At 68.3% G+C, this 14234-nt stretch carries 11 protein-coding genes; 4 read left to right on the plus strand and 7 right to left on the minus strand.

Going from position 1 to position 14234, the window contains the following annotated elements; genetic code table 11:
- Both ABZ453_RS16905 and ABZ453_RS16910 read left to right on the plus strand, forming a co-directional pair.
- On the plus strand, positions 1-669 hold the full coding sequence (locus ABZ453_RS16905) for a hypothetical protein (RefSeq protein ID WP_359015727.1): 669 nt from the start codon (positions 1-3) through the stop codon (positions 667-669).
- Between the two features lie 36 nt (positions 670-705).
- Positions 706-1596: a hypothetical protein gene (locus ABZ453_RS16910; protein WP_359015728.1), complete on the plus strand. Its 891-nt coding sequence runs from the start codon at positions 706-708 to the stop codon at positions 1594-1596.
- A gap of 414 nt (positions 1597-2010) precedes the next feature.
- Here the strand turns inward: ABZ453_RS16910 and ABZ453_RS16915 are convergent, their stop codons facing one another.
- The 6 genes from ABZ453_RS16915 to ABZ453_RS16940 all read right to left on the minus strand — a co-directional run bounded on the left by ABZ453_RS16915 (position 2011) and on the right by ABZ453_RS16940 (position 6923).
- Positions 2011-2604, minus strand: a complete 594-nt coding sequence (locus ABZ453_RS16915; RefSeq protein WP_359015729.1) for a hypothetical protein — start codon at positions 2602-2604, stop codon at positions 2011-2013.
- Positions 2597-3247: a hypothetical protein gene (locus ABZ453_RS16920; protein WP_359015730.1), complete on the minus strand. Its 651-nt coding sequence runs from the start codon at positions 3245-3247 to the stop codon at positions 2597-2599. The genes ABZ453_RS16915 and ABZ453_RS16920 overlap by 8 nt, the downstream gene beginning before the upstream one ends.
- Before the next feature lie 47 nt (positions 3248-3294).
- A complete protein-coding gene (locus ABZ453_RS16925; protein WP_359015731.1) occupies positions 3295-4398 on the minus strand; it encodes a hypothetical protein in 1104 nt (367 codons plus the stop codon).
- A 276-nt stretch (positions 4399-4674) separates the two neighbouring features.
- Positions 4675-6165, minus strand: a complete 1491-nt coding sequence (locus ABZ453_RS16930; RefSeq protein ID WP_359015732.1) for a putative T7SS-secreted protein — start codon at positions 6163-6165, stop codon at positions 4675-4677.
- Between the two features lie 26 nt (positions 6166-6191).
- Positions 6192-6515, minus strand: a complete 324-nt coding sequence (locus ABZ453_RS16935) for a hypothetical protein (protein WP_359015733.1) — start codon at positions 6513-6515, stop codon at positions 6192-6194.
- A 105-nt stretch (positions 6516-6620) separates the two neighbouring features.
- Positions 6621-6923, minus strand: coding sequence for a WXG100 family type VII secretion target (locus ABZ453_RS16940; RefSeq protein WP_133043420.1), 303 nt, complete (start codon positions 6921-6923; stop codon positions 6621-6623).
- A gap of 271 nt (positions 6924-7194) precedes the next feature.
- Between ABZ453_RS16940 and ABZ453_RS16945 the strand changes: the two genes are divergently transcribed.
- Together ABZ453_RS16945 and ABZ453_RS16950 are read left to right on the plus strand one after the other, a co-directional pair.
- Positions 7195-11760: an FtsK/SpoIIIE domain-containing protein gene (locus ABZ453_RS16945; protein WP_359015734.1), complete on the plus strand. Its 4566-nt coding sequence runs from the start codon at positions 7195-7197 to the stop codon at positions 11758-11760.
- Between the two features lie 5 nt (positions 11761-11765).
- Positions 11766-12371: a hypothetical protein gene (locus ABZ453_RS16950; RefSeq protein ID WP_359015735.1), complete on the plus strand. Its 606-nt coding sequence runs from the start codon at positions 11766-11768 to the stop codon at positions 12369-12371.
- On the opposite strand, the gene ABZ453_RS16955 is transcribed toward ABZ453_RS16950, so the two are convergent.
- Positions 12343-14172, minus strand: coding sequence for a serine/threonine-protein kinase (locus ABZ453_RS16955; protein WP_359015736.1), 1830 nt, complete (start codon positions 14170-14172; stop codon positions 12343-12345). The two genes, ABZ453_RS16950 and ABZ453_RS16955, sit on opposite strands and share 29 nt — an antisense overlap.
- Positions 14173-14234: the final 62 nt, after the last annotated feature.

Raw genomic sequence — 14234 nt, forward strand, 5'->3', positions numbered from 1 at the left:
ATGGACAGCACCGCGACCTCTCAGAGCCTGATCATCGACGGCGCTTCGTTGCCCCCTATGGCCTTCCAGCTACCGACCGGGATGCACGCCATCGAGGTCTCACTCGACGCCGATGAACGGGCACAGGCCGCACGCCAACTCGTCCGGGAAATCTACCCGCACGGTGAGGAGCCGTTGTGGGACGCCATGGGATCGCTGTACAGCGGCATGGCGGACGAGATGCTCGCCAGCGGGGTCGGATTCTTCGGTATCGGTCTGTACAACATCGAGGACGGCGGCGGAGTGGCCCACTGCTCCTTGACCGTCGCGGTGTTCGAGTCGGGCGAAACGAACCAAGAGATCGTCGCCCAAGGAATACAGGCCCTGTTGCTCCGCGACGAACTACGTGAGGTGACATGGCTGGATCTTCCGTGTGGTCCAGCCGTTTGCGGCGTGACGTTCCGCAAGCTGCTCTTGGACGGCGCATACACGAAATCAGGCCAGGACGAGGAACTCGTCATGGGACAGATCCAGGTGCATGTCCCATTCTCCAGTGGCCCGTACACCGCTGTGTTCACCCTCGACACCGCTTCCGTGGAACAGTGGGACGAGTTCTCGCACGCGGTCGCGGGAATCGTCGGCTCGGTGGAATTCCCGTCACCGACCGGCACCGATGTTCGGCCCGAGTGATCGAATCACGTTTTTCTGGGGAGAAGTGACGTACTGATGGACTGGTATCCCAGCGCCGACGAGGACCTGCTCCTCAGGACCACAGGCAAGTTCGCCACCGGCATCGCCCCCGCCGTCGCGGGATCTCGCTGGTTCCGCGATCCCGATCGCAACGACATCCAGGCCGCGTTGGCCGACTGGCCGGAGGGGCCAACCTACTCCCTGCACACGACCGGGGACCGCGTCGCCCGCCGCACGGGCCGTGCCTTCCTGGTCGGGATTCCGGTGATCGCGAACATCATCGCGAACATCGGCGGAGCCGCCGGCTCGCCCTTCGGGGACGTGCAGGTACGTGGCAAGCCGGAGGAGCCCGAGAACGAGGTCGAGGACTTCCCGGTCATGTGGGCGGCGCCTGGCACCCTGGCCCGTACGGTCCCCTGGCAACTCGACCCCGCGCGCCGCCCCGAGGGCTACACCACCGACCTCGTCCTGACGAGCCGACGCCTGCTCTTCCTCGGCACCCGAAGCGGCACCCTGGACAAGGCCGACGAACTGGCCGAGTTCCCTCGTGACGCCATCGCCGAGGCCCGGCAGATGAAGTACAGCGAAGTAGAAGCGGATGTACGGCTGACCTTCTCCGACCGATCCTGGATCCGCCTGTTCACCGGCAACCCTGACACCGCAGAGCGCCTGTGCCAGTTGCTCTCCGGTACGGTCCGCGCGGTGTCCGAAAGCGAACTGTCCACCGGCCAGCGCGACCGCCTGACCCGCTTCCTCACCGAACTCCCGACGGGCGCCCAGCCTCCACTCCTCACCCGCCTCCCGAGCGGCATCGTGATGGTCGAGGTCCGGGTCCCCTCCAAGGCAGCAAAAGACGTCCACGAGACCCACTCGATCCTGATGGGCCCGTCCGGAGAAGCGGCCAAGCCGCAGCCGGGCGATCTCTGACGGCAACAGCACGTACACACACGGGAGGCGGAAGCCTCGGCAGCGTTCCGCAAACCGTCGGCGCGGATCGCTGTCGCGTAAACCGGCCGGGAGCTGGGTCATCCGTTTAGGCAAGATCGCGACACATGTCGCATCCTTCAGCGCCCGATCGGCCCATAATTGCTCGCGTTTACTGAGAAGTTCACAGTGGGCGAAACCCGGAACCCCACCGATACCCTTTGTCCTACAGGGGTACCGATGGAATGCGGAGCGCCGGTGCGGGCTCCTCGCCGCACCGGGGACAGTCCGGGGAAGAGCGAACCACCGTACATGATCCTCCCTCTCCAGTGAGCGCCTTCCTGCTCCTGCCGTGTGAGCACGGAAGCCACATCGACGCTGTCGAGATCCTGCCTGAGAGTCCGACCGTCTGTTTCGTCAGAAATCCACCGTCAGTGTCTGCACAATGCTGTCCGCCGCCTCCTCCATCTCCTCGTCAATGCCCGGTGTCGTCCACGACAAGAGGAGCACGACGGCACTCTCGGCACCGGTCGGCAGAATCCCGTAGGTGACGCTCTGCAGCAGCACTCCAGGTCCACGGCGTGGAGAGCCTTCGGCAGCAAAGTTCTGGCGGAGGCGTACGGCGGGGCCGATCGGGAGGTCTGTTCGGGAGCTTTGCGGAGGACCGAAATCATGTGCGCTGAACGTGTCCGCCAACCAGTCGAGGGAGATCTGCGGCACCGTGTCGTCAGGAACGATGACATCGACTTCAAGCAGTGCCAGCGCGGTGTCGAAGCCGTCCGGGTAGAAGGCGAAGGCATAGAGCGGATCCCGGCTGCGGCTGTCGTCCGCCCAATTGCGCAGGTTCTTCCGCAGTGCCCCCTTGTCCAACTCATACCCTGCCGTTCTGCTCCGCTCGCACAGATCCGCAGCAGTGCTCTTGGCCCATCGCTTGACGTCGTCCGAGGGATCGAGGGGAAGTGGCACCCAATCCGTCGGGCAGACGATGCCGCACGCCTGGATGTCACTCATGGGCACCATCACCGTCCATCCAAGTCAGGGAACCGGCCACTGCATCGAAGAGCTCAACCATCGCGTCACCGATCTGGATGAGGGGGGTGGAGAAGGTCAGAAGCAGGTAGGCCTCGGTAGCGGGGACTGGCAGTTGGTAGTCCAACGTGATCGACGGAAGGACCTCGTCCGGGTCTCCCGGTGCACCGGCCGGAGCTGGACGGTCAGGCTGTCCCGTCTCTCGGCGCACACGTACCGCCGTCGCTGCGGGCAACTCCACCAACGAGACGTCCCCATCCCCATCGGCCGCGAGGCGCGTTGCCAGATCGGCAGTAGCCGGCAGGGATCCTCCAGGGGGTGGTGTAACCAGCGTGATCAAAAGCGAAGCGGGAATCGTCATCGGGCCCGCCTGCTGCAGGCTCAGGTACAGCTCGATCCCACCGTCCTGGTATGCGGCGACGGCCTGTGCGAGAAGCCGCTCGCGCAGTTGCCGCTTGATGTGGGGGGCGTTGTCGACTCCCTCGAACTGGCGGTCCACCAGCGCATCGACCGATTGCTCACGCCCATCGGGGTCGATCCGTACACGGAACCAACCGTCCGGCAACAGCAACCGATAGTCGGCTGGAGGGGCAGCGCCGCTGGCGCCGGTCCCATTCGAGGTCATGAGAGCTCCGGGTCGTCAGTTTCGTCGTGGATCTGAAATAAGCACTTTCAGCCATGCCCGCCCGGCTTGTCGCGGTAGACCCGGCTGATCAATGAGCCGACCGCGACCGGGGCCAGCTCGGTTGCGATGGTCAGGGCGGAAAGCAAACCCGCCAGGCGCGCAGCCCCGTCGTCGCCAAAGACTCCGGCCAGCAAGACGAGGCTGAAGAGCGGGACGAGCAACAGTTCATTGCCACCGACGACCGAGCGGTGCCAACTGGTCTCTTGTCGGGCTTCTTTGGCGCGCAGCGGTGACATCATTCGGGCATCGGCAGCGAGGATGTGTCCCGTCCACCAGGGTTCTGTGGCCGATGGTTGAGGTCCAGCGCGCCGTAGCTCCTCGTCCGCCTCGGGGACTGAGAGGGCGGCCACCATCTCGGTCCATCGATCCTGGCCTTGCGGACCGGCAAACCAGTAACTCCACGGCAGCAGCGCTCGTACCTCGCCGTTCCCGTCCCGGAACTCCACGCCGAGGGGCTGCCGGGTACCCGGAGCGGTCAGTCGCACCAGTCGCGAGATGCCATGCGCGCCCCTCCGCGCGATCCAGCGCTCCTGACCGATGGTGTCCGTTACCACCACGTCGCCGGGCAGCACGCGCACGGACGCGGTGCGAAGGAATCTCCGAGTCGCTTCGGCCTCGACCGCCGGATCGGGCGTGATCACGACGGCATCGGCGAACTGCGCGCCGTCAGAACGCCAATTGCTCAGCCGTACGCCGAAACGCACCACTGTGTCCGCTGCTGGCACGAGGAACAAGGCTCCCGCGGCGACTGGCAGGAACCAGTCCACATCAGCGGCGAAGGCCACGACGAGAGCGACAAACCAGCCGAAGATCCCAAACCCTCTGACCCAGTGGTACCAACGGGGCAGTTCTTTGTGCACTGCCCGATGCGCCCTGTTTCCCGCATCTGTTCGCGCTGAATCACCCACGCGCGGTTGTGAGTTCTCCTCCAAGGGAATTGCGAGAGCTGTCAGCAGCTCCTTCAGCCCTGTCCGGTCCAGACACTTCTCCGGCCTTAGGTCCAGAGTCCCGACGACATTGGCCTCCGGTAGCCAATCAGCCAGTGGCACCTCAAGGATGGTCTGTCCGTCCTGCTCTTGGAATGCCAGCACACCCCAGCGGTCGACAGGCCGCCCCGAGCCGGCGACCCACAAACCATCAGATGGTGGGGAGAAGACAGCGCGCCGGATTCCCCCGGAGCTGACCGGGTACCGGTGCTCACTCAGGCCTCGGTCACGTAGGACGAGGGCCGCCCCGTCGGAATAGAGCCGGGCCCGACGTACGGCCTGAACACCGTGTGGCCTCATGCCCCGAGGGCGCACCACAGGCTCGGGCAGTTTCCCCGATTCGTCGCCGCGTCCTGACTTCTCGGCCATCATCAGTCCTGCTCATCCGCTACTTGTCGTCGTGGCATCCTTGACTCCGGTAGCCGACCAGACGCCGTCGTCCAGCCCTTTTACCCCGATATGGTCGCCGACCCATCCCGTGATCTCACCCTTGTCGAGCAGGTCGGTAGCGGATGCAAAACCTGTCGAGCCCGCCCAGATTCTAGTCTGGGTCTTAAACACATCGCTGGCCGCCTTCACCGCACCATCACCCCGCACGGAATCCGAGATCCGCCCCAGGTTCTTTTCGAGGTCGGCGATCCCGGAGTCACCGATCCTCGGACGCACTCCCGCCCAAGTGTCGCTGTGACCCAATTGCCGAAGGTTGCTCGGGCCCAAGTCCTTGACCCCTTTGAAGCCGTCCAGGAACTCCTTGCCGATCGATTTCGGGCTGAAAGCCTCCTTCAGTCGAGCGGCACCGGGGTTCCAGCCCTTCGGCGCATCGGCGAGCGCTTTGGCTCCGGCTTTGCCACGGAGGGACTGACCACTGAGCTGGTTGGCCTTCTTCCAAGTCTGGTTGAGTGCCCGCTGGTATGCGGCCGTGCCAGGCTTCGACCTAATGCCCGCTCTCAGCGCCCGGCCCGCCGCCGACCGCGCGGAAACCTTGGCGGCGAGCGACGCGCCCTTGGCCCCGGCAATTGCCCCACGGCCGATGCCCAGCGTGACCAGTCCAACCACGTCAAGGGCTACGTCGAACCAACTGCCCTCACCTGCCAGGGCCAGGAGCGTGTGACCCACGAGGGACACCACGGTGGCAAAGAGTGCGATGCTCCCAAGGACAGCCGCAAGCGCCTGGCCGATGACCGGAATCCAGCCCACCATCAGAGACAGGGTCCCGCAAATAGTCGCGACCCAACCGGACACCGCCAGGATCTTCTCGATGAGCGCGGCATGGTCGTGCACCCAGCCCTTGAACTTGTCCCAGCCACTGTCCTTCAAGCCGTCGTGGTCGATGGCGTGCCGAATGGCGTCTCTGGCCTTCTTGGCAGCCGCGTCCCGGACCTCCTTGGCCGCCTCGAGGTCCTTCTTCGCCCGTTCCATTGCCGCACTCGCCGCTTCGTGGCGATGCTGCAGCTTCTTTCGGCCGGGGTCGTCATCAGGGGTGTCTTTCGGCAGTTTGTCGATCGCACCACTGCTCGCCTGCTGCTCGTCGTGAGCGTGCTGGGCGTCCCGCAGCGCCTTGTCAGCCATCTGCTGGGCACGATGGAGTTCCGAGGCGTACTCCCGGGAAGACCCGCCGTCGACCACCTTTCCCCCGAGGGCGTCAGCTGCGGTGTCGTAGCGTCTGAACGCCTTCCGCAGCTTCCCTTCGGCTCCTTCGGCCTGCTCTCGGAACTCCGTCGCCGCCTTGCTCTTCCAGGATTCGACGGATGCGAGGGCTTTGATCTCGTCCGCCTGCTTCTTGATGGATTCCGCAGTCCTGCGGAGATCCCTTCCGAGCTTGGCTACTTCCTCAGGATCACCCGGGATCGGGTCGGCCGACTCACCGATCACCGCCCACTCATCGGCTCGAGGACGCGTCACTTGGGCCCCCCGCCGGTTCCCGGTTTCTTCGAATCCGTACCTCGCAGGGCTTCGGCGAGTTGGTGATCGATGTCCTCGTACGCCTTCGATGCGGTGGTCAGAATCTTGGAGAGCTTCTCCAGCTCATCCGCCAGGCGTTGGCGGTGAACCCGCCAGTTGTCACCGAAGTCGTCGAAGACGTCGACCAGGCCCTTCTCACCCAGAACAGACACGCCCAGTCCGTCCGCCGGATTCGCGCTCTGCGTGAACTCCTTGTGGATCTTGGAGATTGATCGAGCACTCTCTTTGATACGAGCAAGGTCCGCTGTCTGGTCCGACATGATTCCCCGTTGAAAGTCGCCTCAGGAGTTTTCAGAGACAGCGGCGTCGGTGCCGTGACCGCAGGGGATCACCGCACCGACGCCGCTCCGTGTGCATACGGCGGACTAACCCTTGGCCTGCTTCGCCAGCTGCTCGTCCAGCTGTTCGTACGCTTCCTTGGCCTTCTTCAGGAAGTCCGACAGCCCGTGCAGGCCCTGGATCGTCTTCGTCGCGCCCTTGGTGAAGTCCTTCATGGAGTCGTCGTACGCTCCCGAGGCCTTCTGGGTCGTGAAGCCGTTCTCCACGAGGGCGGAGACGCGCTTCTCGATGTTCTTGATCCGGTCTTCCAGCTCGTGCATGTCCTTGATCAGGTCGCCTGCGACCTTCTCCATCTCCGCATATGTGAGATCGGTGTCTTTGCCGGCCATGACGGCTCCCTCCCGTTGGTGTGGCCGCAGGGCCTTCCCCCGTGGCTCTGTTGGCGGAGACGCGGCCTGCCGTGGATGGCCGGCCGTCCGCACGAGCAAAGATCTTACGGGTGGGACCCATGGGGCCGCAGGGGCCTCATGCAAGGGAATCGTGAACCGGTGCACATCCGTTGCGCCGGGCAAAGGCGGGACGGTTAAGGTCACAGTCACTGTCACTGTGTTGAGTGGAGCCACCGCGCTCGGTGGTTCCGGTGTGTTGGGGGACCGAAGCGTGCGTCTGAGTCTGACCGTCGTCGACCCGCTCGGCGGTGCCAGTGCCGACGTGGTGCTCGACGCCGATCCGGAGTCCACGGTGGGCGCCATCGCGCAGGAGTTGGCGAGGCACGTCGGATGGGGCGGCGACGACGCACAGGTCATCCCCATCGGGGCGCACCGGAGCAGTGGCGGGAGCACCGGCTCCGCGCCCCTCGCCTACGTCGACGGATACGCCGTCGACCCGAGTGCCACCGTCGTCAACTCCCCCCTCCGCGACGGCGTCGTCGTCAGCCTGCACGACCCCGCGGGGTGCATCCTCGGTGAGCCCACCGGCGTCGTCGAGTTCCGGGTCGCCGGCGGTCCCGCCGCCGGCGCCGTGCATCGGCTCGGTGTCGGACGGTACGACATCGGCAGCGGGCCGGCCGACCACATCCGTGTCGACGACCCCGAACTCCCCTCCCGTGCCGCCACCTTGTCCATCGCCATCGACGGCACCTGTCAGGTCACCCTGCAGAAGAAGGACGAGGACGGCTCCGGTCGTCTCGACGGTGAGGACTTCGACGGTGGGGACTGGCCTCTCGGATCTCAGCTCGCCCTTGGCAACTCCCTTCTCGAGCTGGTCTCTTACTCGCCGCCCAACGCCGCCCTCAAGTGGTCCGACGACGGTGCCGGGCTCGACTACAACCGGCCCCCGCGGCTGCGCCCCGCCGAGCGGCAGACGTCGTTCTCGCTGCCGAACCCGCCCGGTGACTACGAGGCCCGGCCGCTGCCCTGGCTGATGGCGCTGCTGCCGCTGGTCGGTGCCGTGGTGTCCGTGATGATGTTCGGGCGCTGGTACTACCTGATCATGGCTGTGATGAGCCCGGTCATGCTGTTCGGCAACTACTTCATGGACAAGAAGCACGGCCGGAAGTCGCACGCCAAGCAGCGCAAGGAGTACCAGGAACACAAGGCGCGGATCGAGAAGGACGCCCAGGAGGCGCTGGTCGCCGAGCGGACGGACCGGCGGCAGGCCGTGCCCGACCCCGCCGCCGTCCTCGTCACCGGCACCGGCCCGCGCACCCGGCTCTGGGAGCGCCGCCGCACCGACGCCGATCACCTCCTGATCCGCTTCGGCACCGGACGCGTCCCCTCCGAGGTCGAGCTCGACGATCCCGAGCAGGACGAGCACAAGCGCAAGGTCCGCTGGTTCATCGAGGACGCGCCGGTCGCCCTCCCGCTGAGGGAACTCGGCGTGATCGGCGTCGCCGGTCCCGGTGACTCCGCGCCCGCGATGGGGCGTTGGGCCGTCGCCCAGACCGCCGTGCTGCACAGCCCGATGGACGTGCAGTTCTATGTCCTGACCGACAACAACGCCCGTGAACGCTGGGACTGGGTGCGCTGGCTGCCGCACTCCCGCCCGGCGAGCGGGCAGGACGTGAACGTCCTGATCGGGACGGACTCCGAGACCGTGGGTGCGCGCGTCGGCGAGCTCACGCAGGTGCTCGACGCCCGGCAGAAGGCACTGAAGCAGGGCGGGCGCGGCAAGACGGACGGGCCCGCCTTCTCCGACCCGGACATCGTCGTCGTATGGGACGGGTCGCGGCGGCTGCGGTCCATGCCCGGTGTCGTACGACTGCTGCGGGAAGGTCCGTCCGTCGCGATCTACGCGATCTGCCTGGACGAGGAGGAGCGTTTCCTGCCCGGTGAGTGCCAGGCCTTCGTGGTCGCCGAGCCCCGGCAGACCGGGAACGACGGGCAGCCGACTCCCGTGGCGCAGCAGGCCGTCGGTGGCTTTCCCTCCTTCCAGGCCTGGCATCCCAGCGCCGCACAGGCTGATGAACAGACCATCCAGACCCCCGAGTTGCGGCTGCGCGTCGAGCAGACCGGCGCGCTGCGCAAGAAGAACGTACGGCCCGACTTCGTCTCCGCCGCCTGGTGCGCCCGGCTCGCCCGCTCCCTGTCCCCGCTGCGCGACATCAGCGGCGAGACCGAGGACTCCGCGCTGCCCGGCTCCAGCCGGCTGCTCGACGTGCTCCAGCTGGAGCCGCCCACACGGGAGGCGATCGCCGCGCGGTGGCGGATGGGCGGTCAGTCGACGATGGCGGTCATCGGTGAGTCCTACGACGGCCCGTTCGGCATCGACCTGCGGCGTGACGGCCCGCACGGTCTGATCGCCGGTACGACCGGTTCGGGTAAGTCGGAGCTGCTGCAGACCATCGTCGCCGCGCTGGCGGTGGCGAACACACCGGAGAACATGACCTTCGTCCTCGTCGACTACAAGGGCGGCTCGGCGTTCAAGGACTGCGTCAAACTCCCGCACACCGTCGGCATGGTGACCGACCTCGACGCCCATCTCGTCGAGCGCGCCCTGGAGTCGCTGGGCGCCGAGCTGAAGCGCCGCGAGCACATCCTGGCCGCCGCCGACGCCAAGGACATCGAGGACTACCAGGACCTGGTGCGGCGGGATCCGTCGCACCCGCCCGTGCCCCGACTCCTCATCGTCATCGACGAGTTCGCCTCGATGGTGCGCGATCTGCCCGACTTCGTCACGGGGTTGGTCAACATCGCCCAGCGTGGACGGTCCCTCGGCATCCACCTGCTCCTCGCCACCCAGCGGCCCTCCGGTGTCGTCTCCCCCGAGATCCGCGCCAACACCAACCTCCGTATCGCCCTGCGCGTGACCGACGCCGGTGAGTCCACGGACGTCATCGACGCGCCCGACGCCGGGCACATCGCGAAGAGCACACCGGGTAGGGCGTACGTCCGCCTCGGGCACGCCTCGCTGATCCCCTTCCAGTCGGGCCGCGTCGGGGGCCGCCGCCCCGGTGCCGCCGATCCCGCCACGCTCGCGCCCTGGGCCGGTTCGCTGACCTGGCCGGACCTGGGCCGGGCCGCACTGGCCAAGCCCAAGTCCGAGGTCCGCGAGGACGACGAGATCACCGACCTGAAGGTGCTGGTGGACGCGGTAAGGGAGGCCAACCAGGCGCTCGGCATCCCGGCGCAGCACTCGCCGTGGCTGCCGGCGCTGGACGAGACGCTGCTCCTGGACGACGTGCCGGCCCCGCGGAGCCAGGGGTCGCTGCCCGCCGCGCCGTACGGCATCGAAGATCTGCCCGCCGACCAGGCACGGCGTCCGGTCGTCGTCGACTTCGCGACCTTCGGGCACCTCATCGTCGCCGGCGCACCGCGCACCGGCCGTTCGCAGGTGCTGCGCACCATCGCCGGTTCGCTGGCGCGCACCAACTCCTGTGCGGACGTGCACCTTTACGGGATCGACTGCGGCAACGGCGCCCTGAACGCGCTCACCCGCCTGCCGCACTGCGGCGCGGTCGTCAGCCGCAACCAGCTGGAGCGGGTCGAGCGGCTGATCAGCCGGCTGTCCGGTGAGCTGAGCCGCCGTCAGGAGCTGCTGGCCGACCGGGGTTTCGCGGACATCGGCGAGCAGCGGGCGGCCGTCTCGGCGGAGGAGCGGCTGCCGCACATCGTGGTGCTGCTGGACCGCTGGGAGGGCTGGCTGCCCACGCTCGGCGAGCACAACCACGGCGATCTGACCGACCAGATCATGGCGATGATGCGCGAGGGCGCGAGCGTCGGTCTGCATGTCGTGATCACCGGTGACCGGCAGCTGCTGGCGGGCCGTATCTCCTCCCTCACCGAGGACAAGTACGGTCTGCGGCTCGCCGACCGGGCCGACTTCTCCATGCTGGACATCAACTCCCGCAAGGTGCCCGAGGAAATCCCGCCGGGCCGCGCCTTCCGAAGCGAGACGGCGGCCGAGACGCAGTTCGCGCTGCTCTCCGAGGACACCACGGGTCAGGGCCAGAACGCCGCGCTGGCCGCCATCGGCGAGGCGGCGGCCGCCCGGGACGCCCAAGTACCGCGCTCGCTGCGGCCGTTCCGGGTGGATGTGCTGCCGAGCCGTATCTCCTTCGACGACGCGTGGGCCATGCGCGACCCGGCGACGGCCTCCGCACAGCTGTGGGCCCTCGCGGGTATCGGCGGCGACGAGCTCACCGCGTTCGGGCCTGACCTGGCGCAGGGCGTGCCGGCGTTCGTCATAGGCGGACCTGCCAAGTCCGGCCGGTCCACGATGCTGTTGAGCTTCGCCCGGTCCTACCTGAGCAAGGGCGTCCGCCTGGTCGTCGCGGCTCCGCGCCCCTCGCCCCTGCGCGAATTGGACGGTCTGGAAGGTGTGTTGAAGGTCTTCACCGGCCGGGACGTCGACGAGGACGAGCTGACGGAACTCGTCGAGACGGCCAAGCCGGAGGACCCGGTCGTCGTCCTGGTCGACGACGCCGAGGTGCTGGACGACTGCGACGCCGAGGACGTCTTCAAGCGGATCGTGGAGCGTGGCGCCGAGGAGGGGCTGGCCGTCGTCATCGCCGGTGACGAGGACGAGATCTGCGACGGCTTCTCCGGCTGGCAGGTCGACGCGAAGAAGGCCCGCCGCGGCATCCTGCTCTCCCCGCAGGAGTCCGGCTCCGGCGAGCTCATCGGCATCCGCACCAACCGCAGCATGGTCGGCGGCCCGATCACCCCGGGCAAGGGCATGCTGCACCTGGGCACCGGCGAACACGTCACGGTCACGACACCGCTGTAGGGATCGTGGGTACGGGTTCGAGAAAGCCGGGGCGCAGGAAGGCGGCCGGGGCGGCACTGCGGTACGAGCACCGGCCGGGCAGACCGAGACAGGAGCAGCGCGAAGAACGCGGCAACTGTCTCTTCGCCTGCCTGGTGATCCCCGTCTTCCTGCTCCTCATCGCCCCGTTGATCCTCCTCCAGGAATTGTGGGGTCACGCCATCTGGGGCGACTTCGCTTCGTCGTGGCCTGGTGGCGCCTACGCCCTCGCGGCCACCGTCGGTGCCTGCGTGCCGCTGGCGTTCGCGGCGTTCGTCGCCCCGCTGACCCGCATGGACTGGAAGGCGGGCAGGCTCCGTTCGCTGGGCTGGGCGATCGGGTCGCTGCCCGGGCTCGGCGCCGGTTATCTGATCGCGGGCGTGATCAGCACGACGTGGCGCCCCAAGCACCAAAAGGACTGGGAGTACGGCTGCTACAGCCGCGGCGGCCCCTGCTGGGTGCACGTCGAGTACCCGTACCTCTGGGCGGTCGGCCTCCTCGCCACCCTGGCGACGACCGCACTGATCATCGCCGCGCTCGTGAAGTACGTGCGCGCGAACCGCCCTACCCCACCTTCGACATCCGAGCCGTAGGCCGGCCTTCCGCCTCGCTGTCCGACACGTACCTCAAGTCGTCGCCGACGAGCGACAACCGCACCGTGTGCGGGGTCGGGTTGCAGCCTTCGTGGTTGGACGCGGCGCCCACCGACGTGGCGACGAGCTCCTTCTTCGTCACCGACTTCACGGACAGTACGTCGGTGCAGACGCCGCCGAGCTGGTCGGTCTGCCGGAGTCGGCCCAACTCCTGTCCCACGGACGCCTGGTGGACCGTGAGCCGGAAGGTACCGACCGGAAGGGTGCCGTTCAGCGCGGTGGCCTGTCCCTCCCAGCTGCCGAGGTAGGAGACGGGAACGGCGGCGGCACTCGGGCTGGGCACCTCGCTCGTCGTGGAAGTCGGCGTCGCACTCGCTCCCGCGCTCGGCGTGACCGAGTGCGCCGGGGGCCTGCTGCCCGCGCCGGCCCCGGAGTCGTGGTCGTCCCCGCTCCGCCACTGGTCGAGCAGGGCCACCGACCCCACCGTCACCGCCGCCAGCGCCCCCGCCACCGCGAGCGCCACCGTGCAGCTCAGCTTCCGCCCGCGTCCGCCCTCCCCCGGCACGGACGTCGCCGCCACCGACACGGAGACCTTCCCGGGCCGTTGCTCGACGGGAGGCGCGTCCCGCGGTTCGGGTACGGCGGCCAAAGGGCCGGAGGCCGAGGCACCGCCGGCCGAGGCACCGCCGGCCGAGGCGCCGGAGACCAAGGCGTCGGAGACCAAGGCACCGGAGGCCGAGGAGTCGGAGGCCGAGGCGCCGGAGGCCATGGCACCGGCCGTCCCCTCCCCCTCCCCCGCCATCACCGGCGCCGGCCCGAACTCCCCCGCGATCGCCCCCAGCTCACCACCCCCCACCGAAGGCCTGCTGAACCCCACCGGCCCCGAAACAGCCTCGCCCGTGTCCACCGCCTCGAGGTTCAGCAGCCGTACGGCGCTCCGGCTCACCTGCTCCACCAACGCCCCCGGCAGCCACCCGCCCGCCACCAGCCGCGCAGCCCCCTCGGGGGCCAGCCGCCGGGCGAGGTCGGCGGGGGTGGGACGGGCGGCCGGGTCCTTGGCCAGGCACGCCTCCGTGACCTCCCGCAACTCACCGCTCATCGCGCCCAGTTCGGGCTGCTCGTGGACGACCTTGTAGAGGAGCGCGGCCGACGAGTCGCCGGGGAACGGCGGCTCACCCGTCGCCGCGTACGCCAGCACCGCACCGAGGGAGAAGACGTCGGCCGCGCCGGTCGCACCCTTGCCGAGGATCTGCTCCGGGGACATGTAGCCGGGCGAGCCGATCGAGACGCCGGTGGAGGTGAGGGACGCGGTGCCGTCCGTGGCACGGGCGATGCCGAAGTCGATCAACAGGGGCCCGTCCAGGGTCAGCAGGACGTTGGACGGCTTCACATCCCGGTGCACCAGGCCCAGTTCGTGCACCGCCGCGAGCGCCTCCGCGAGCCCCGCGCCCAGCGCTCGTACCGAATGGGCGGGCAGCGGACCGGTGTCCGCGACCGCCGTGGCGAGTGAGGGGCCCGCCGCGTAGCCAGTGGCGACCCAGGGGACGGGCGCCTCGGGGTCGGCGTCGAGGACGGGTGCCGTCCACGCGCCGCCGACCCGCCGTGCCGCGTCCACCTCGCGGCGAAAGCGGGCGCGGAACTCCTCGTCGAGCGCGAAGTGGGGGTGCACGATCTTGACCGCGACCGTGCGGCCCCCGGCGCTGCGGCCCAGGTAGACCCGGCCCATGCCGCCGGAGCCGAGCCGGCCCAGCAGCCGGTAGGGCCCGACGACGGTCGGCTCGTCGACTCCGAGCGGCTGCATGGCGTCACTCTCCCCCTGTACGCCGGCGTCACGCTCCCCCGGTACGCCTGGTGTGCAGCAGC

It is taken from the genome of Streptomyces sp. NPDC005799 (genome assembly GCF_040630525.1).
Classification (GTDB): Bacteria; Actinomycetota; Actinomycetes; order Streptomycetales; family Streptomycetaceae; genus Streptomyces; species Streptomyces griseorubiginosus_B.

What these genes read in the sequence shown, in the direction of transcription:
- ABZ453_RS16905 (WP_359015727.1), top strand. Translation starts at nt 1, where the DNA reads ATGGACAGCACCGCGACCTCTCAGAGCCTGATCATCGACGGCGCTTCG.
- ABZ453_RS16910 (WP_359015728.1), top strand. Translation starts at nt 706, where the DNA reads ATGGACTGGTATCCCAGCGCCGACGAGGACCTGCTCCTCAGGACCACA.
- ABZ453_RS16915 (WP_359015729.1), bottom strand. Translation starts at nt 2,604, where the DNA reads ATGAGTGACATCCAGGCGTGCGGCATCGTCTGCCCGACGGATTGGGTG.
- ABZ453_RS16920 (WP_359015730.1), bottom strand. Translation starts at nt 3,247, where the DNA reads ATGACCTCGAATGGGACCGGCGCCAGCGGCGCTGCCCCTCCAGCCGAC.
- ABZ453_RS16935 (WP_359015733.1), bottom strand. Translation starts at nt 6,515, where the DNA reads ATGTCGGACCAGACAGCGGACCTTGCTCGTATCAAAGAGAGTGCTCGA.
- ABZ453_RS16940 (WP_133043420.1), bottom strand. Translation starts at nt 6,923, where the DNA reads ATGGCCGGCAAAGACACCGATCTCACATATGCGGAGATGGAGAAGGTC.
- ABZ453_RS16955 (WP_359015736.1), bottom strand. Translation starts at nt 14,172, where the DNA reads ATGCAGCCGCTCGGAGTCGACGAGCCGACCGTCGTCGGGCCCTACCGG.